This window comes from Lachnospiraceae bacterium oral taxon 500 (assembly GCA_002999035.1).
Classification (GTDB): Bacteria; Bacillota; Clostridia; order Lachnospirales; family Vallitaleaceae; genus W11650.
The window spans coordinates 2,848,552-2,868,053 of sequence record CP027241.1 but is presented as its reverse complement, the minus strand read 5'-3'; the positions used below and the strand labels follow the sequence as shown (position 1 = coordinate 2,868,053).

General features: G+C 48.3%; 16 protein-coding genes and 2 tRNA genes. 14 read left to right on the top strand and 4 right to left on the bottom strand.

What is annotated here, in order from left to right:
* Positions 1–73 precede the first annotated feature (73 nt).
* From C3V36_13050 to C3V36_13020, 7 genes are all read left to right on the top strand, one after another.
* Positions 74–916: a uridine phosphorylase gene (locus C3V36_13050; protein AVM70089.1), complete on the top strand. Its 843-nt coding sequence runs from the start codon at positions 74–76 to the stop codon at positions 914–916.
* A complete protein-coding gene (locus tag C3V36_13045; protein ID AVM70088.1) occupies positions 873–1,700 on the top strand; it encodes a purine-nucleoside phosphorylase in 828 nt (275 codons plus the stop codon). Before C3V36_13050 ends, C3V36_13045 begins: the two co-directional genes overlap by 44 nt.
* A 287-nt stretch (positions 1,701–1,987) precedes the next feature.
* The gene (locus C3V36_13040; GenBank protein AVM70087.1) at positions 1,988–3,073 is read left to right on the top strand and encodes a BMP family ABC transporter substrate-binding protein; all 1,086 of its coding nucleotides are present in this window, start codon (positions 1,988–1,990) and stop codon (positions 3,071–3,073) included.
* A gap of 111 nt (positions 3,074–3,184) precedes the next feature.
* A complete protein-coding gene (locus C3V36_13035) occupies positions 3,185–4,696 on the top strand; it encodes an ABC transporter ATP-binding protein (GenBank protein AVM70558.1) in 1,512 nt (503 codons plus the stop codon).
* The gene (locus C3V36_13030; protein ID AVM70086.1) at positions 4,689–5,786 is read left to right on the top strand and encodes an ABC transporter permease; all 1,098 of its coding nucleotides are present in this window, start codon (positions 4,689–4,691) and stop codon (positions 5,784–5,786) included. The genes C3V36_13035 and C3V36_13030 overlap by 8 nt, the downstream gene beginning before the upstream one ends.
* Positions 5,777–6,679 carry an ABC transporter permease gene (locus C3V36_13025; GenBank protein AVM70085.1) on the top strand — a complete coding sequence of 301 codons (903 nt, stop codon included), beginning with the start codon at positions 5,777–5,779 and terminating at the stop codon, positions 6,677–6,679. Before C3V36_13030 ends, C3V36_13025 begins: the two co-directional genes overlap by 10 nt.
* A gap of 37 nt (positions 6,680–6,716) precedes the next feature.
* A complete protein-coding gene (locus C3V36_13020; protein AVM70084.1) occupies positions 6,717–7,358 on the top strand; it encodes a fuculose phosphate aldolase in 642 nt (213 codons plus the stop codon).
* A gap of 276 nt (positions 7,359–7,634) precedes the next feature.
* Here C3V36_13020 and C3V36_13015 read toward each other — a convergent pair whose 3' ends face one another.
* Complete coding sequence (locus tag C3V36_13015) at positions 7,635–8,261, bottom strand: hypothetical protein (protein ID AVM70083.1); 627 nt, start codon at positions 8,259–8,261, stop codon at positions 7,635–7,637.
* A 311-nt stretch (positions 8,262–8,572) separates the two neighbouring features.
* On the opposite strand from C3V36_13015, the gene C3V36_13010 reads away from it, so the two are divergent.
* The 7 genes from C3V36_13010 to C3V36_12980 all read left to right on the top strand — a co-directional run bounded on the left by C3V36_13010 (position 8,573) and on the right by C3V36_12980 (position 17,943).
* Positions 8,573–10,276, top strand: coding sequence for an ABC transporter ATP-binding protein (locus C3V36_13010; protein ID AVM70082.1), 1,704 nt, complete (start codon positions 8,573–8,575; stop codon positions 10,274–10,276).
* Positions 10,277–12,070 carry an ABC transporter gene (locus C3V36_13005; protein ID AVM70081.1) on the top strand — a complete coding sequence of 598 codons (1,794 nt, stop codon included), beginning with the start codon at positions 10,277–10,279 and terminating at the stop codon, positions 12,068–12,070.
* Between the two features lie 497 nt (positions 12,071–12,567).
* Positions 12,568–14,457, top strand: coding sequence for a hypothetical protein (locus C3V36_13000; protein AVM70080.1), 1,890 nt, complete (start codon positions 12,568–12,570; stop codon positions 14,455–14,457).
* Position 14,458: 1 nt separating this feature from the next.
* Positions 14,459–14,815: a PTS cellobiose transporter subunit IIA gene (celC, locus tag C3V36_12995; GenBank protein ID AVM70079.1), complete on the top strand. Its 357-nt coding sequence runs from the start codon at positions 14,459–14,461 to the stop codon at positions 14,813–14,815.
* Positions 14,812–15,117 carry a PTS sugar transporter subunit IIB gene (locus tag C3V36_12990; protein ID AVM70078.1) on the top strand — a complete coding sequence of 102 codons (306 nt, stop codon included), beginning with the start codon at positions 14,812–14,814 and terminating at the stop codon, positions 15,115–15,117. Before celC ends, C3V36_12990 begins: the two co-directional genes overlap by 4 nt.
* A gap of 4 nt (positions 15,118–15,121) precedes the next feature.
* Entirely contained in the window at positions 15,122–16,426 is a 1,305-nt protein-coding gene (locus C3V36_12985) for a PTS sugar transporter subunit IIC (GenBank protein AVM70077.1), read from the top strand.
* 11 nt (positions 16,427–16,437) lie between these two features.
* On the top strand, positions 16,438–17,943 hold the full coding sequence (locus C3V36_12980) for a 6-phospho-beta-glucosidase (protein AVM70076.1): 1,506 nt from the start codon (positions 16,438–16,440) through the stop codon (positions 17,941–17,943).
* A gap of 106 nt (positions 17,944–18,049) precedes the next feature.
* Here the strand turns inward: C3V36_12980 and C3V36_12975 are convergent.
* The 3 genes from C3V36_12975 to C3V36_12965 all read right to left on the bottom strand — a co-directional run bounded on the left by C3V36_12975 (position 18,050) and on the right by C3V36_12965 (position 19,004).
* Positions 18,050–18,132 (bottom strand) — tRNA-Leu (locus C3V36_12975).
* 23 nt (positions 18,133–18,155) lie between these two features.
* A tRNA-Leu gene (locus C3V36_12970) sits at positions 18,156–18,240 on the bottom strand.
* 119 nt (positions 18,241–18,359) lie between these two features.
* On the bottom strand, positions 18,360–19,004 hold the full coding sequence (locus C3V36_12965; protein ID AVM70075.1) for a hypothetical protein: 645 nt from the start codon (positions 19,002–19,004) through the stop codon (positions 18,360–18,362).
* Positions 19,005–19,502 lie beyond the last annotated feature (498 nt).

The following is a 19,502-nucleotide window of genomic DNA, read 5'->3' as shown; positions in this document are numbered from 1 at the left end:
GGGATTCTTGAAAAAGAGGAGAACGGGTGCGCCTCCGTGCGAAAAGCGGAGCTTGACAGAGGAAAATTGAGCCATGAAAAAGGAATTGGAAACAAACGGAAAAATATCATTTGCCGGCAGTTCCAGTATTGGTATCGGCGAGGACATCGGCGCCCGCTATGCCATCTTGCCGGGCGATCCGGATCGGGTTGAGTTGATTGCCGGTTATTTGCAAAATCCCAAACCGCTGGCGGCGAAACGGGAATATACCAGTTACACCGGTGAGATTGACGGTGAGAAAATATTGGTTATTTCTACCGGTATGGGCGGCCCGTCAACGGCGATTTGTGTTGAGGAATTAAATATGATCGGGGTGCATACGGTTATCCGGATTGGTACCTGCGGCGGAATGCAGCTGTCGGTTAAAAGCGGCGACCGAATCATTCCGACCGGAGCGATTCGGCAGGAAGGAACGACCGGTCAATATGTATACCCGGAATTTCCGGCAGTCCCGGATTTTGAGGTGACGGCGGCACTTCGTCAGGCCTCGCTTGGGGAGTCAGGCAGTACTTGGCTGGGAGTTGTGCAAAGCAAGGATTCTTTGTACGGCCAGCATAGCCCCGACCGAATGCCGGTGCATATCGAACTGAATGCCAAATATGAGTCATGGCTCCGCTCCGGGGCGCTTGCCAGCGAAATGGAGTGCGCGGCGGTGTTTGTGACCGCTCAGGTATTGGGTATGCGCAGTGGTGCGGTGCTGAATGTTATTTGGAATAAAGAGAGGGAAAAGGCGGGATTGCCGGTGGAAGTCAGCCGTGATATGGCAGCTTCCATCCGGACGGTGATCGGCGCTGTCCGCAGTCTGATAAATGAGGAAAAGAAAGGAGTAAGGCGTGAAACAAACTTATACGGTCGAGTTTTTTCAGAAGAGTGCTGATTTTTTACGCTCGAAGGTGACGATTCGCCCTAAAGTTGCGATTGTATTGGGAAGCTGCCTGGGCGACTTATCCGATTTAATTGAGGAGCAGGTGGTGATTGACTATCAGGATATCCCGAACTTCCTGTTGTCTACGGTTGAGTCCCATGCCGGAAAATTGATATTCGGCAAATTAGCTGGGCGGGAAGTGGTTTGTATGTCCGGCCGTTTCCACTATTATGAGGGCTATGATTTTGAGCAATTGGTTATTCCGGTGCGGGTCTTTAAGCTGCTGGGTGTGGAAACAATTATTTTGACCAATGCCGCCGGCGGAATTAATGAAGATTTTTGTGCCGGCGATATTATGCTGATTCGCGATCATATCAAGCTGATGGGTGCGAGCCCCTTGCGCGGACCGAATGTGAAAGAGTTGGGGCCGCGCTTCTTTGATGTCAGTGATATGTATACCAAGGCCTTGCAGGAGGTAGCCCGGCAGGCGGCGAAGGAATGTGGGGTTGCTTTGCGCGAGGGTGTTTATGTTTACGCACCCGGCCCGCAGTTTGAAACGCCGGCGGAGATTAAGGCATATCGGATTTTGGGTGCCGATGCGGTGGGTATGTCAACGGTGACGGAAGCTTTGACAGCGGCTCACTGCGGTATGAAGGTGCTGGGGCTGTCGCTGATCAGCAACATGGCAGCCGGTGTGCTGGGAGTTCCCTTGACCACCGAGGAAGTGGATGAAACAGCGCAGCTTTCGGCCGGAAAGTTTCAAAAATTGATGCTTTCTATTGTGCACAATCTGTGAAAATAAATAATTCAACTTTCCCATGTTAGTCAGAACAGTCTTTTTTAGGCAGACCGCCCACCCGGGCAGAAGTGCGAAGCACTTCGATCAGGGGAAAGTTGAGTAAATAAGGTAAATCTATAGTTCAGACAAGCCACTTGTCATTCACAGAAAGCGAATGACATGTGAAAGCGTTAAGCAAATAGGTATTTCGGAACGATAGGACAATAAGGAGCAAGCTCTTCTGTCCTATCGTTCCGAAATACCTGCTTGTCTGAACTGTAACCAAATAAAAGGAGGAAATTTTTATGAAAAAGTTAATTGCACTGGTATTAGCACTGCTGCTGTTAGTAGGCTGCGGCGAGGCGGCAAAGGCTCCGGCTGATAATTCAGCCAAGGACACAGCCAAGGACACATCCAAGGAGGCTTCCGGCAAAGAAACACAGACCGATGCGGCCAAAAAGAAAATCGCGCTGGTTTGTGACGTGGCCGGTACACAGGTTTTTGTGCTGAGCATGATTGACGGCTTAAACGCGGCGGCCGAAAAGTACGGTTTTGAAAAGACGGTAGCCGAATGTGCCGACAGCGCTGCTTACGAAGACGCGATCCGGTCGCTGGTTGAAGAAAACTATGACCTGATTATCGTTGGCGGATGGCAGGGCGGCGAAGCGCTGAATAAGATTGCGCAGGAGTTCCCAGACAAATGCGACTATGCTTTGGTTGACTCAACTGTTGATGCGGCCAATGTTAAATGTATTTCTTACCGTGAGCAGGAAGGCGCATATTTGATCGGCATGATTGCGGCTTCGGTTATGGATAAGGGTGAGCATATGTATGGTGCAGTTCACGTCAATCAGGGTCCGGGTTCTTGGAAATGGCGCTACGGCTATCAAGAAGGCGTAAAAGCTATTGATCCGGAGGCGACCTTTACCTTTAACTATACTGGTAACTACAATGATCCGGCCAAGGCCAAGGAATACGCTTTGCAGCAATACGCGGCCGGTGCCCGGTTCATTAATGCGGCAGCAGCCGGCGGCGACAGCGGTGTATTTGAAGCGGCTTTGGAAAAAGGCTTTTGTACTTCCGGTCAGGACGTGGATTTGACCACACCGGATAATCCCTATGTTGTCAGCTGTCAGATTAAAGATACGAAAGCAACGCTGGAATATGTCTGCCAGTTATACATGGAAGATAAGTGGTCGGCTGATAACGAGGAATGGGGTATTGCCGAGGGTACGATTGGCGCGGTTTACATCACGCACGACAGCAAGAATCCGATGAGCGATAAAATCAGCGAGGAATCCCTGAAGGCCATCAAAGCGGCAGCGGAAGACATCCGGACCGGCAAGCTGGACATGAGGAATTTCCCGACCGAAGAAGAGTACGGTAAATAGGAAACGATAGGTAAGCAAAACGGCAGACGCGGCAGAAGAATAAGGTTTTAACAGTATTCTTCTGCCGTTTGCTGCCTGTAACGGCATGACAAGGGATTGAGGTGATTGGAACTGTTACTGGAAATGAAGCATATCACTAAGATATACGGTAATGGCGTACTGGCCAATGACGATATGGGACTGGAATTGGCTGAATCGGAGATTTTGGCGGTTGTCGGCGAGAACGGTGCCGGCAAATCAACTATTATGAAAATCTTATACGGCCTGGAGCAGCCGACGGCCGGGGAAATTATCCTGCGCGGTGAAAAAAAGGTTTTTAAAACGCCGCAGGATGCTATGAAAAACGGAATCGGCATGGTACAGCAAAACTTTATGCTGCTGCCGCCCTTTACTGTGGCGGAAAATGTTGTTTTTGGCAATGAACCCCGGCGGTCACGTTTGTTTTTTGACCGAAAAAAGGCTCGGGAAGAGGTGGCGACGCTGAGTAAGCGCTATGGTCTGGCGATTGATCCGGATTTACTGGTGCACGACTGTCCGGTTGGTCTGCAGCAGCGCTGCGAAATTCTGAAGGTGCTCTATCAAAGTGCCGATATTATTATTTTTGACGAGCCTTCGGCGGTGCTGACGCCGCAGGAAGTGGAAGGGCTTTTGGATACACTCCGACATTTGGCTAAAATGGGCAAAAGCATTATTTTGATTACGCATAAATTAAATGAAGTCATGGCGGTCAGTGACCGCTGCGTGGTGATGCGCGGCGGACGGCACATTGCTACGGTCAAAACGGCTGAAACCAGTGTCAAAGAGCTGTCGGCCATGATGGTTGGCCGGGAGATTGCAGAAACGCAGATTTCACCGGCCGAAATCGGAGAAAGGGTGCTGGAAGTAGAACACCTGGTCATGAACGGCGAAGCGGGCAAGCCGATTTTGAAAGATTGCAGCCTGCATGTCAGCGCGGGCGAGATTGTCGGCATTGCCGGGGTGTCCGGTAACGGGCAGACGGAACTTTTGCATGCCATTGTCGGATTGACTTGCGCCGACAGCGGACGGATTCGCTTATCCGGCCGGGAAATTCAGGGACTTGACGTTCGCACTATTCGCGAGGCTGGCTGTGCGTATGTGCCGGAGGATCGCAATACCATGGGCTGCGCTTTAAAAGCTTCTTTAAGCGAAACCATGTTGATGGCACATCAAAACGAAGCCTGTTTTAACCGCGGCGGCATTTTGCAGCACAAAACCATGGCGGAATGCTTCGGTGATTTGCTGAAGCAATATGATGTTAAATATTCTTCCCAGCAGCAGGCGGCGGGCGAGCTGTCAGGCGGTAATTTGCAGAAGCTGATCGTGGCACGGGAAATCAGTCATAATGCCAATCTTTTGATTATTTCCGAGCCAACCCGGGGCGTTGATATCGGCGCTATGGAGTTCATCCATAATCAGGTACTGGCACAGCGGGCGGCGGGCGAGGCAATTCTGTTGGTTTCTTCTGATTTGTCGGAACTTTTAAAGCTCTCCGACCGCGTGTATGTGATGTATGACGGCCGGATCAACGGCGAACTGACCAGAGCGGAAGCGGCGCCGGATAAGGTCGGAATTTTAATGATGGGAGGAACCCTGGATGGCTGAAATAAAAAAAATGATTGTCTACTTAAAAAACGTCCTGTGGCAGCCGTTGTTGGCCATTGTTTTAGGGCTTTTGGTCGGTGCGGGCGTGATTGTGGTTGTCGGATATAATCCGGTGTCCATTTATATTACCATGTTTCAAAAATCTTTTTTTACGCTGCATTATCTTTTGCAGTCGCTGACCAGGAGTGTGCCGATCATTGCCTGTTCGCTGGCGATTGTGGCGGCTTGGCGGGCCGGTTATATCAATCTCGGCGTAGAGGGGCAAATGACATTCGGCGCTTTTGCCGGAACTTTGGTAGCGGTCTATATGCCGGGCCCTACCTTTTTGGTAGTGATTGTTGCTGCCGCCTGCGGTATGGCGGCTGGTGCGCTCTATGCCATGTTTGCTGCCTTTATTTACGATAAGTTTAATGTGTCAATTGTCATTTCCACTTTGATGATGAACTATATTGCCACTTATATTACTTCATACTTTATTAATTTTCCGCTGCGGGATACGGCTAACAGCTATGCCATTCAAACGAAGGAAATACCGGCAGCCATGCATCTGCCTCGGATTTTACCGGATAAGCCCTTCAATTTAGGCTTTTTTTTGGTCATTGGTTTGGTCATAGCACTGATGTTTGTTATTTCCAAAACAAAGTTTGGCTATGAGTCGAAAATGACCGGCCTGAATCCGGTCTTTGCGCAGTATGGCGGTGTGAATAAGGGACGTGTGATGTATGCGACCATGGCATTGAGCGGGGCGATTGCGGCGATGGCTGGAATGTTGGAGATTTTTGGCATTAAGTTCCGCTTTGCCGAAAGCATGTTTACGTCGACCAGCTATGCCTGGACGGGGCTGATGGCGGGACTTATTTCTGCCCTTCATCCGGTGGGTGCTTTCTTTACTTCCATTTTTTTAGCGGGCATGCAGGTTGGCGGCCAAAACATTCAGTTGTCGACCGGAATCCCGGTACAGGTGGCAACGCTGATTCAGTCAACGATTATGCTCTTTGTATCGGTGCATTTATTTGCAGATTTTCGAAAAAAACGCAAGCGCAAAGCGCTGGCTGCTTCCAAAAAGGCAGGTGATGGTTCATGGACTTAAACTTTATTTTAACGGTGGTCAATTCCGCGCTGCGTTCGACCACGCCGATTATGATGGCGGCTTTGGCCAGCGCCATCTGCACTCGGGCGGGCGTATTTAATGTCGCGCTGGAAGGTCAGATGCTGATTGGTTCCTTTGTAGGAATAGCAGTCAACTGGCTTACCCACAGTACAGTGCTGGCGGTGCTGGCGGCGGTAGTGGCCGGCGGATTGGTCGGTGTGCTGGTGGCAGTCTTACAGGTGCGCTTTAATGCGGCCGATATCGTTATCGGGACGTCGGTCAATCTCTTAGTGGGAGCGCTGACTTCTATTTTGCTGTTTGTGATATTTGGGGTCAAGGGCAGTTTTAAAAATCCGGCACTGATTCCGCTTCACAAGGTAAAATTGCCGGTTATCAGCCAGATTCCGTATTTGTCCACGCTGTTTGGCAATTTGTCTTTGCTGGATTATTTGGCGTATGGAATTGCCGTCGTGATGTTCATTTATTTGTTTAAAACCGTCAGTGGTTATCATATGCTGTCGGTCGGCGTGAAGCGGGAAGCAGCCGAGTCGATGGGTATTTCGGCGCTGCGGCTGCGGATTATTTCAGTCATTGTTTCTGGCTGCTTATGCGGCTTCGGCGGCGTGGCGCTCAGTATGGGGCAGGTTACGCTGTTTACGGAAAATATGACGGCCGGCCGCGGTTTTATCGGCATGGCGGCTTGTAACCTGGGGCAGAATAATCCGGTTCTAATCGTGATTGCCAGTATGTTTTTTGGTTTTTGCGATACCTTTGCTTCCATTATGCAAAACCGAATTCCGGCCCAGCTGACCCAATCGGTTCCGTATATTTCCACGATTCTGGCTTTGATTGTTTTCAGCCGGAAAAGACAAAAGAGAACAGTGAAGCAATAAGAGAATAAATGATTTTCTATGGATAAGGAGTAGAATTATGTTATTGGAAAGAGAAAGAAAAGATATTGTTGAATACGGTAAACGGATGATTGAGCGGGGGCTGACTACCGGCAGCGGCGGTAATATCAGTATTTATGACCGCGAGCAGGGGCTGGTGGCGCTGACGCCAAGCAGTATGGACTATGCCGATATCCGGCCGGAGGATGTGGTTATCATGGATTTGGACGGCAATATTAAAGATGGGATTCGCCGTCCGTCTACCGAGATCAATATGCATTTGTTGGTTTATCGGAATCGGCCGGATGTGAACGCGATCGTCCATACCCATTCGATTTACTGCACGGCGATTGCCTGCATGGGCTGGGATCTTGAGCCGGTACATTATATGCTGGCCATTGCCGGAAGAGGGGCAAAATGCTCAAAGTACGCAACTTATGGTACGCCGGAGCTGGCACAGTATGCGCTGGAAGCGATGGGTGATAACGGCGCCTGCCTGTTGGGGAATCATGGCGTGCTGACCGCCGGTCCAAGCTTAGAGCGGGCGTTTGCCATTGCCGAGCATTTAGAGTTTGTCGCCAAGCTCGTCTGCATTACCAAAAGTATGGGCAAACCCAACCTTTTGACGGATGAACAGATTGCGATTGTTGCCGATAAGTTCGGGACCAATCCGTATAAGTAAACAGGTATAAGCTCAATTTTCCCATGTTCTGCCAAACTATAACATCCTTTTTTAGGCAGAACGCCCGCCCGGGCAGAAGCCGAAGCGCTTCGATCAGGGTAGGCCGCCCGCCCGGGCAGAAAACGAAGCTTTCGATTAAGGGAAATTTGAACTGCAAGCTAAAAGGAGCTGTGAAGAAATGGAATCTCGTTTCTTCACAGCTCCTGACTTTTAGTTTGGTTCAGAAAATCAATAAACCGGTTTTTCAAAACCCGACCAATGGGTAAAATAAACTTATTACTGCGGATTATTGGGATTTGCCGGAGCATTTGGAGCAGCGGGTTGTGGCTGCTGCGGCTGTGCTTGCGGCGCTTGTTGCTGCGGAGCCTGCTGTTGCGGAGCAAAGCCCTGATTAGGATAAGGATTTGGCTGTCCCTGATTTCCCTGATTGGGGTAACCCGGTTGATTCGGGCCGGGCTGCGGATATCCGGGTTGCTGCGGCGGATACGGATTTTGCCCGTAATTATAGCCGGGCTGCTGCTGGAAGTTCGGCTGCTGCGGGCGGCCAGCGTTCACTTCTTTTTTCAGTTCGTCTGTACTGTTTAATACGCCGGTCAGTTCCTGGTCGGGATTGGCTAGTTTAAAGGTGTACTCATAAATACGGAACAGGACCAGAACCAGTTCAAATGCAATCCGAAGTACAAAGGGCATAGCAATAAAGCTGGCCAGCGCGGTAAAAGAAGTACTGAGACCGCCGAAAGCAAAGGCCAGTAGTCCGGCAATCATTTGCCAAAAGTAGCGAATGGCGAATAAAATCACCAGTACCGGATATAAAATCTTAATAATAGCCGGAGTGATTAAAGTTTCAAAGTTTAAAAATTTCTTCATACTTTCCTCCTCTTTTGCATTATTTCTATGAAGCATAACAGAACGGATGTGTCGACATCCGCTCCCAATTTTATTTTACTGTAAATCGGGGAAAAAAGCAAGTAAATTTTGTCCCGCCAAAAGTGGAGGGGTAAAGTGGAAAGGTTATTTCCGCAAAGAAAGGCTAAAGTGAAAAAAGGCTGCAGAGATGGCATAAAGAACTGCGGTTTTCATCCGATGGGAAGGAAAACTGGCAGCAGCGGAGAAATGTCGACAGGATTGACAGCTTTTGGGAAAAAGAGTATAGTGAAATTAAAAGTTTTAAAATAGCGGCAGATTGCTAAGTCGCAGCAGGAAAGGAAAATGCGGTGAAAACGCTTTGGACTTATATCAAACCAAAAATAAAAATGATAGGCCTTGGCTTTGGCATTAAGTTTATCGGCACAGTGATTGAGCTTTTACTGCCGTGGATTTTGGCGATCATTTTAAATAGGTACGCACCGGCCGGGGACTGGGATATGACCCGGCGGCTGGGGCTTTTGATGCTGCTTTGTTCGGGGCTTGCGCTGGCAGCCAATGTGACCGCTAACCGGCTGGCGACAAAAACTGCCAGAGATATTATTTACCGGCTGCGGCAGGATCTGTTCAGCAAGGTATTAAAGCTGTCCTGCCGGCAGGCGGATGAACTGACCGAGCCGTCTTTGATTTCCCGCATAACCAGTGATACTTATAATGTTTACCGGATGCTTGACCGAATGCAGCGCATGGGTGTCCGAGCGCCGATTATGTTGTTTGGCGGCGTGGCGATTACGATGGTGATTGAGCCGGTTTTGACCCTGATACTTTTGGCTATTTTGCCGATTTTAGCGACTGTGGTTTGGCAGGTTTCCCGGCGGGGAACCAGGCGCTATGAAAAAACACAGGAGGCGCTGGACGGCCTGATTCGGCGGGCACAGGAGAGTATGGCCGGAATTCGGGTAATTAAGGCGCTGTCTAAGGATGAATATGAGAAAAGCTGTTTTGATAAAATCAATAAGGAAGTTGTCCAAACCGAAAAACAGGCAACGCTGCTGATGAATATTACCGGCCCGGTCATGAACTTTTTGCTGAATGCAGGGCTTACTTTAGTGGTCGTGGTCGGCGCCTTTCGGGTGAACCGGGGCTTGACCCAAACCGGAACGATAATTGCTTTTTTAAGTTATTTTACTTTGATTTTAATTGCACTGATGGCAGTCTCTCGGTTGTTTACCATGTATTCTAAGGGAGCGGCCAGCGCCCGGCGGATTGCCGAGGTGTTAGCGGCCGAGGAAATTCCGATGCCGGCGGCCGATGACCGGCCGGGGGAAAGTGGGCAGATTGTGTTTGAAGCGGTTAGCTTTTCGTATGATAAGGTTCGGAATAATTTAACGGAGATTAGCTTTGTCATAGAGCCGGGACAGACGCTGGGGATTATCGGGCCGACCGGGAGCGGAAAAAGTACATTGCTCCGGCTTCTTTTGCGTTTTTATGTGCCGGATAGTGGTTGTATTCGGCTGGACGGCCGGGATATTCAGGCAATGCCGGCGCAGGAATTATATGCCCGGTTCGGAACGGTGCTGCAAAATGATTTTTTGTATGCTGCGGCGATGAAAGATAATATCAGTTTAGGCCGCCGGCTGAAGGAAGAAGATTTGCAGCTGGCGCTGCAGACGGCACAGGCGGATTTTATCCGGGAAAAAGAAGGCGGGCTGGCCTATGAAATCGCGGCCAGAGGCCATGATATCAGCGGCGGGCAAAAACAAAGACTGCTGCTGGCGCGGGCACTGGCGGCGAAACCGCCGATTTTGCTGCTGGATGATAGTTCCTCAGCACTTGATTTTAAGACCGATGCCTGCCTGCGCTCGGCTCTGGCGGAGCATTTTGCGGCAGCGACCAAGATTATTGTGGCGCAGCGGATCAGTTCGATTAAACATGCTGACCAAATTTTAGTTTTGCAGGATGGCCGGGTGATCGGCCAAGGCAGTCACAGTCAGTTGATGAAAAGCTGTGCCTATTATCGGGAAGCGGCGGCGATTCAAATGGGGGAAGAGTAAATGAAGAGAGAGGCGACTTCTTTTGAAAAACCCAGCCAAGCAAAAAGTATGATTTTAAAACGGCTGTGGCACTACTTGGCGCAGTATAGGTGGCTTCTGGCGCTGGCCATCGGCTTGACGATTGCCAGCAACCTTTTGGCCCTGCTGGGGCCAAAGTTGTCCGGACAGGCGATTGACGCGATTGGTACGGTCAGCGGTCGGGTTAATTTCCCACGGGTATTTTATTATGCCGGCTGGATGCTGCTGTTTTATTTGACGGCAGCGGTACTGAACTATATTTTAGCGGCACTGATGGTTCATATCAGCCGGAACATCGTGTATCAAATGCGCAAGGATGTGTTTGAACATTTGCTGCAGCTGCCGGTTAGTTTTTATGACCGGCATTTGGCGGGCGATATTTTAAGTACGATGTCCTATGATATTGATGTGATTAATACGTCGCTGTCCGGTGATTTTGTGCAGATTGTGGCCAGTATGGTAACGGTGGCCGGTTCACTGGTGATGATGCTGACGATTTCGCCGCGGCTGGTGCTGGTGTTTACGGTAACGATTCCGATGTCCTTTATTTATACGAATTACCGGTCGCGCCGAGTTCGCCCCAAATACCGGCGGCGTTCGCAAAAATTAGGTGATATGAATGGTTTTGTCGAAGAAATCGTAACCGGCACCAAGACGATTAAAGCCTATCACCGGGAGGAGTATTTTATTTCGGAGTTTGAGAAATTAAATCAACAGGCCTGCGCCGCCAATTATGAAGCAGAAAGCTACTCCAGCTCAACCGGGCCGTCAGTCAGCTTTATCAATAATATTTCACTGGCGCTGATTAGTATGTTTGGAGCAATGCTGTATATGAGCGGCGGTATTTCTCTGGGCAGCGTGTCGTCCTTTGTTCTGTATTCCCGTAAGTTTTCCGGGCCGATTAACGAGTTGGCTAATATCATTGCTGATTTACAGTCGGCTTTGGCGGCGGCCGAGCGCCTGTTCCGTCTGTTGGATGAGCCAACGGAAACGCCGGACAGTGCAGATGCCGAGGAGCTGGTGGTAACGGCCGGCGAGATCCAGCTGCAAAAAGTGGATTTTGGATACGACAGTCAGCCGGTGCTGAAGCAGGTTGACTTAACTGCCGGAGCGGGGCAGACGATTGCCATTGTCGGCCAGACCGGTTCCGGGAAAACAACGATTATCAATTTATTGATGCGCTTTTATGATGTGAATTCAGGCAGTATTACGATTGACGGCAAGGAACTGTGCCGGATTTCCCGGCGCAGCCTGCGTCAGGCGTTTTCTATGGTCTTGCAGGACACTTGGCTGTTTTCCGGGACGGTTTACGAAAACCTCGCTTACGGGCGGGCAGACGCCAGCTTGGAAGAAGTCAAGGCCGCGGCCAGAGCGGCGAAGATTGACAATTTTATTGAATCCCTGCCGCAGGGCTATGATACGGTTTTAAAAGACGGAGGCAGCAGCATTTCCAAGGGACAGAAGCAGCTTTTGACCATTGCCCGGGCGATGCTTTTGGACGCCCCGATGCTGATATTGGATGAAGCAACTTCTAATGTCGATACACAGACGGAAAGGCAGATTCAGGAAGCGATGCTGAATCTGATGCGCTCCCGCACCTGTATTGTCATTGCTCATCGGCTGTCAACGATTAAAAATGCCGACCGAATCATTGTGCTGCATCATGGAGAGGTGGCAGAAAGCGGCACGCATCAGGAATTGATGGATAGGGGCGGCTATTACCGGGAAATGTATCAGGCGCAGTTTGAAAGCAATGAAAGCGGGCAGCCGGAATGATGGAAGCGCTGGAACTGGCGGCAGATTGGTTTGCCGGCGCTGAAAGGGCGGTAAAGGGAGCGCGGTATTGTCATCTCTAATCCTTGCTATTTCTTTTGATTTCATGCTAAGGCGATCAATTTTTTTGTATTTGCTTGGTTTTCTATTCCACTTTTCCCTATTTGATAAAACTGCCTTTTTCAGGCGAAAACACGAAGCTTTTGGCATTTTCTGCTCGCTCTGCTCGCAAAATGCCTTATTCGTGTGCCTGAAAATGCGATAAGTACGCTGCTTGGCAAGCGGCGCACCGGGTACAGCCAAGCCTTTTGCCGGGAAGCAGAATTATATGGTACGGAGCTTTTCGGTTATTACTGCATAAAAGTTTAAAAAAGCCGGTTTAGGGAACTGGTTTTCTCTCGTGATTCGGAAATAGTGGTTCTGGAATTTTGGCTGAAGCCGTGGTACAGTAAAACCATAAAGAAACCGCAAAACTTTGTGCCTTGAAAGGAGAAGGTCAAATGCTGAGTAAGTGGCTGACAAGGCTTTTGAGTCTGCTGTCGCAAGACGAATACCAAACGATCCATGTACTTTCGCAGAAGCTGAATTTGAGTACGAAAACATTGCGCGGCCTGCTGCGCGAGTTAAATGAGCAGCTTGAAATGCATGGCGCCAAGATTTCTCTGGAACGAGGGAAGGGATATCTTTTATTGGTCAAGGATATCAACCAATTTCAGACGCTGTTTCTGGAGCCGGCCAAAAATACTTTTGAGGACGCCGATAGCCGTGTCCGGTTTTTAATTGAGTATTTTTTAAAAGATGAGCGTTACACCAAAGCCGACGTATTATGCGAAAAACTCTATATCAGCCGGAAAACTTTAACTTTAGATCTGAAGCAAGCGGAAGATGTCTTTCAGCGTTTTAACCTTGTACTGGAACGCAAACCTCATTATGGAATACGATTAATGGGAGATGAGTTTCGGAAGCGGCAATGCTTGTCATACTGCCGGCAGCAGCAAAGTCAAGGCGCGCTTGGCGCCGCACAGGATAAAAAATCGCAAGAGTACCGCGTTGCGCAAGCTCTCGTAGAACTTCTGGAACAAGAAAATTATCATATTACAGATGTAGGTTTAAACAGCTTAGTAACTCATATTGCAGTTGCCATCCAGCGCATCCGCGCGGGGCAGTATATTCAGCTGCCGCCGGCTGAAAATGAAAAATGGTCTGCCGGAGAAAACTATGTTTTGGCGCGAAAATGCGCGCAATGTATCACTCAATTAACAAATGTACCCTACCCGGAATCAGAAATTCGCTATTTAGCCATCCATCTGGCCAGTAAGCAAACAAATAAAAATTTTGTAATTGGCAGCGACATCCAGGAAACAGTGATTGAAATGCTGGAGGAGATTGATCAGATTTTTCAGATAGATTTCCGGGATGATCTGGAATTAATTTTGTTTCTCAGCACTCATCTGGTGCCGCTGACGATTCGGATAAAATATGGTATGAAGCTTAAAAACCCGCTGTTAAAGGAAATCCAACATCGTTATAGTCTCGCTTATATAATCGCGGTACAGGCAAGCGCCGTATTGGAAAGACGTTACGGCTGTGTTTTGGACTCCGACGAAATCGCCTATCTTGCCTTACCGATTCAACTTTCGCTGGAACGAAAACGCTCGGATGTTAAGAAAAAAAATATATTGCTGGTCTGTGCCTCAGGAGCGGGCACAGCCCGGTTAATGGCCTATAAGATACAGGAACAATTTGGAAACTGGATCGATAAAATCACGGTGTGCGACCAACGAAATATCAAGCGCCAGGATTTTTCAAAAATAGATTATGTGTTTACCACTGTACCCATTCAGGAACACGTTCCTGTCCCAATTTGTGAGGTCAGGCAATTTCTGGACGGGAAAAGAAATGGTGTAATCCGTGGTTTTCTAAAAGGAAACCTGGAGGAAGTCTTAAGGTATTATCCGGAACAACTATTTTTCTCAGAGTTGAGCGCGGCGACAAAAGAAGAAGCTTTGTCTAAATTAGTCCAGCGAATAGGACAGTTTTATTCCTTGCCGCAAGATTTTTATGAAGCCATATTAAAGCGTGAGAAAATGGCGCATACTTGCATGGGAAATCGTGTGGCCATGCCGCATCCCTATCAGGTAATGACGGATGATACCTTTGTAAGCGTGGCGATTTTAAAAGAGCCTATTCAGTGGGATGAAGCGCGTGAGGTACAGGCGATTTTTCTGGTATCGGTATCACGGCAAAAAAATAAGCAACTACAGGAATTCTACTCGACTACGGCCCGGTTATTGCTGGATGAGCAGCGGATTAGCCGATTAATTCAAAAACGAACGTACCAAGCTCTGGTAGAATGTCTTGAAACTGTGGAAAAGGAAAGGATGGAATAGTATGGACGAAACAAAATATGAAAAAGCGTTTAACTTGATTATAAACGCCGGCAACGCCAAATCTTTAGCCCTGATGGCGGTAGAGGCCGCGCGAGAATTTGACTTTGAAGAGGCGGAAAAAAATCTCAAGGAAGCTGCAAAAGAATTTCATCAAGCGCATCAGGCTCAATCAGATATGATTCAAGGCGAAGCAAAAGGGCAGTCCGTTGAGCTGAATATCATTTTGGTTCATGCCCAGGATCATTTAACGATGGCGACAATGGCGCAAGACAACGCGCAGGAATTTATTAATCTTTACCGTTTAGTGAAGGAATTGCAAGAGACGGTAAACGAACTGAAAGGAGGAAATGGGAAATGAGAATTATGTTGGCGTGTAACGCTGGTATGTCTACCAGTCTGGTGGTTGCTAAAATGCAGGATGCGGCAAAGGAACAGGGGAAAGATTATAAAATTTGGGCGGTGGAGCAGGGCGAAATTCAAAATGAACAGGGTAATTTTGATGTTTTGCTGTTAGGGCCTCAGGTTCGTCACATCCTGCGCCGTGTAACAAAATTGGTGGGCGATCAAGCGGTGGTGGATATTATTGACGGACCATCTTATGGCCGCTGCGATGGGGCCGCCGTGTTGAAGCAGGCCGAGGATCTGTTCGGGAGAAAGTGAGGGAATTATGGTAAAAACTAATAAATTTGAGGATACGCTGATGAACATTGCTGATTTTGTAGACAGCAACGTTTATCTGCGCAGTATCAAAGACGCGTTCACGGATTATGTTCCATTCATTATCGCGGGCTCATTCGCTTCGCTTTTAAACGCGCTGATCGCGAGTCCGACTACCGGCCTGGCCAAATGGATGCCGGCACTAAACAATCTGATGCCGGCATTTACGGCAATGAATTTTGCGGCGGTATCCTGCATGACTATCCCCATTATTTTGCTGATTGCCATGAATCTGGCTAAGGCCAAGCAAATATCGCCGTTTATTACAGGGGTGTTGGCGGTGATCTGCTATTTTGCGATGGTTCCCAATACTATCATGGTGACGATTCAGGAAGCAACCGGTAAGACTAACGGCCTAAGCAGCGGCGTTTTAGGAGCGCAGGGATTGTTCGTTGGCATGCTGGTGGCGGTGCTGATCACCAATTTGTTTCACTGGCTGACCAGTATTGAAAAAATTAAGCTTAAAATGCCCGATTCCGTGCCGGCCGGTATCACCAATTCCTTTAACATTTTGATTCCGGTATTTTTGATTATTGTGTTTAGTTCGGTATTTGGTACGCTTTTTCACTTGGCGACCGGTTCTTATATTAACGAATTTATCTACGCCATCGTTCAAGCTCCGATTTCCGCCGCCGTGCAAAGTACAGCGGGTGTCATTATTATGGCGATAGCTTGTCAGTTATTCTGGTTTTTGGGGATTCATGGCGGTTTGGTAGTCGAGCCGATTCGCAGTCCGATTTCCGCGGCGGGACTGGCTGAAAATATCGCTGCTGTCCAGGCGGGCTTGCAGGCGACGCAGCCTCTAACGCGCGGCTTCTGGACGGTTTTTGTTGTGGTTGGCGGCGCCGGCCTGACTTTAAGTTTAATCTTTGCGATTCTGATGTTTTCCAAACGTGAAGATTATCGCACAATCGCCAAGCTTTCCCTGCTTCCCGGCGTTTGCGGCATCGGCGAACCAATGGTATTTGGTCTTCCGCTGGTTCTTAATCCTGTATTTGCCATTCCTTTTATCTTAAATTCCGGCATTGCGGCAACGATTGGCTTATTGGCGATTAAAATCGGCTTTATCCCATGCAGCATTGTGGACGCGCCGTTTGGTTTGCCACTGTTTATCAACGCGACAATTTCCTACGGCTGGCATGGAGCAATCGTTCAGCTTTTGATTTTAATCATTGGCACACTGACCTATATCCCGTTTGTTCTACTGTCGAATCGGATGGTTAAAAAAGAAGATCAAAAAATAAGTGAATAAGGAGAAAAAATATGAGCTTTCCTCAAAATTTCCTTTGGGGCGGCGCTACAGCCGCAAATCAATACGAAGGCGGATACGCAGAAGACGGAAAAGGTTTGGCGGTTGCCGATTTGATTACAGACGGCAGTCAGGACGACCCGCGTAAGATTTTCTATCGTCTTTTAGATGGACGTGAAGGCAGCATCGGCCTGGGCGAATGCATTCCGGTAGGGGCAGAAGGAATTATAAAGGAAGGGTATTACTATCCCAGCCATGTTGCAACGGATTTTTATCATCACTATAAAGAGGACATTGCGCTTTTTGCGGAGATGGGCTTTAAGGTTCTTCGCCTTTCTATTTCTTGGACACGTATTTTTCCCAATGGCGATGATGAACAGCCAAATGAAGCGGGACTTGCATTTTATGATCAAGTTTTTGATGAGCTTCGCGCACATGGTATTGAACCGTTAGTTACCATCCTTCATTTTGATCTGCCGGTACACCTGGCGACCCAATATGGCGGTTGGACGAACCGCCGGCTGATTGATTTTTATTTGCGATATGCGCGGACCGTCTTTACTCGGTACAAAGACAAAGTAAAATACTGGGTCACGGTCAATGAAGTCAATGTCTTGGGCGGATATTGGACCTTGGGCCTGGCGTCAAATAATCGCTGGGATGAAAAATCTTTCAATCAGGGAGAAACGCCTAAAAAAGACGCTGCTCTCAAGTTCCAAGCCCTGCATCATCTGATGATTGCCTCAGCGCTTGCCAATAAGGCGGCGCGGGAAATCAACTCGGATTTTCAAATGGGGGCGATGCTGGCGTTGTCCGGTATTTATCCTGAGACTTGTCATCCGGACGATGTGTTCGGGGCATATGCATTTCGCCGGAAGGCGCTGTTGTTTTCTGACGTACTATTTCGCGGCGAGTACCCTAACTATGCGCCATCGATTTTTAAGGAATATGAATTTACCCTGCAAACGGTGCGGGGAGATATGGAGATACTGAAACAGTATCCTTCCGATTTCTTGGCGTTTTCATATTATCGGACCACGGTCTTTGATCGCTTTTCTCCGAATATAACGACCACCGGCGGACAGCAAGGCGCTCCCAATCCTTATCTGAAAACAACGGCCTGGGGTTGGCCGATTGATCCGGCTGGACTGCGCTTTGTGCTCAATGAACTGTACGATCGCTATCAAAAGCCATTGTTTATTGTAGAAAATGGGATAGGCGCGCAAGATACCGTTCTCCCAGACGGAAGCATTGAAGATGACTACCGGCTTGAGTATCTGCGCGGCCATATCCAGGCCATTAAAAAGGCGATAGAAATTGACCATATACCGGTAATGGGCTATACCCCCTGGGGATGTGTCGACATTGTATCGGCTGGAACCGGAGAAATGACCAAGCGATATGGAATGATTTATGTTGATATGGATGATAAAGGGAACGGGACATTGAAACGTTCGCGCAAGAAATCTTTTTATTGGTATCAACGGGTGATTTCCTCGAATGGAGAAGATCTGGGTTAGGCCAGAGAGTGCCGCCGGCACTCCCTGGCCGCCTCCGTTCAAGTCCCCTTTTCTTCGCATTCATTGAAAAAGGACATACCCCCTTTGGAAGTATGTCCTTTTTCAATACAGCTGAGGGGACTTGAACCCCTATGGTTTTGCAACCACTAGATCCTGAATCTAGCGCGTCTGCCATTCCGCCACAGCTGCGTAATTTATATTGTATCATCAGATGCAGTCGGGGGGACTCGAACCCCCAAGGAAATAATATCCATTAGATCCTTAGTCTAACGCGTATACCAATTCCGCCACGACTGCAGATACTCTGCGAACAACAAAAATAATTATAAAACATCCGGGAAGAAATGTCAATCATTTTTTTTACAGTTTTTCAATTTTTCAGCGGCAACCGGAATTTGCTTTTATAACTGCTCCTCTTACGCCGAAACATCTTTGCCGTTTCTCTTGCTCTCCATTTCCTTCATAGAAAAAACGCAGCCGCAATAGTCCTGACGGTACATATCAAACTGCTTGGACAGTTCAACCGACCGCTGATAGCCGCCCCGTTTTTTAAAGTCCGACGGCAGGTAAACAGCCCCATACTTGGCTGCAATTTCCGCACCGATTTCGTTTAGCTGCTGCGAGTTCTTATGCGGGCTGATGGTCAGCGTTGTCGTAAAAAAGTCAAAATTATTCTCTTTTGCTAAAATCGCCGCCTCCGTAAGGCGCAGCCGGTAACAGGCCTGACAGCGGTCGCCTCCTTCCCGCTCCTGCTTCAAGCCCCGCACTGCCGCATAAAACCGTTCCGACTCATACTGCCCGGAAACCAGATGAATCGGATAGCGAAGCGATAACTTTTTAATCAGTCGATCCTGCTCATCGACCCGAAACCAGTATTCCTGTTCAGGATAAATATTGGGATTATAATAAAACACGGTAATGGCAAAATATTCCGATAAATATTCCAGCACATACGAACTGCACGGCCCGCAGCAGCTATGCAGCAGAAGGCTCGGCACCTTCCCCTCCTGCTCCAGCCGCAGCAGGAGCTTATCCATTTCCGCCTGATAATTTATTTTCATAACGTTCCTCCGCCAAGCAATCTTTTTCCGCTTCAAGTCTTTTTCGCTTAAAAACACATCCGCCTGCGTTTACTAACTCCATTTCCCCTAATTGAAAACTCCGTTTTCTGCCCGGTTGAGCGGCCACAGTCTTTTTTGTCCCTCTCCCGCTCAGAGAGCGAGCGCCCTGTCGAAAGGCTTTTCGTTTCCGGGCGGATACACCATCTCCCCCGATATCAGGATAAGTATATCACGATTTTTAAAAATTAGCGAGTAAAATTTGATGTCCCGTTATTCCGCATTTTCGGGCGGTAAAGTGAAAAAGTAATTTCCACTTCTCCCACTTCTAAGTGGAAATTACTTTTTCACTTTACCAAAAATAAAAAAACATCAAAAAATCTTGAAAATTTTCTTTTTAATTGTATTATAATCTTGTGTGTTTTATTTCGCTTTTCGGTGCGTATCAACAGCACTTATTTATTATGTTTATGACCTTGTTTATCTATGTCAGGCACAAGG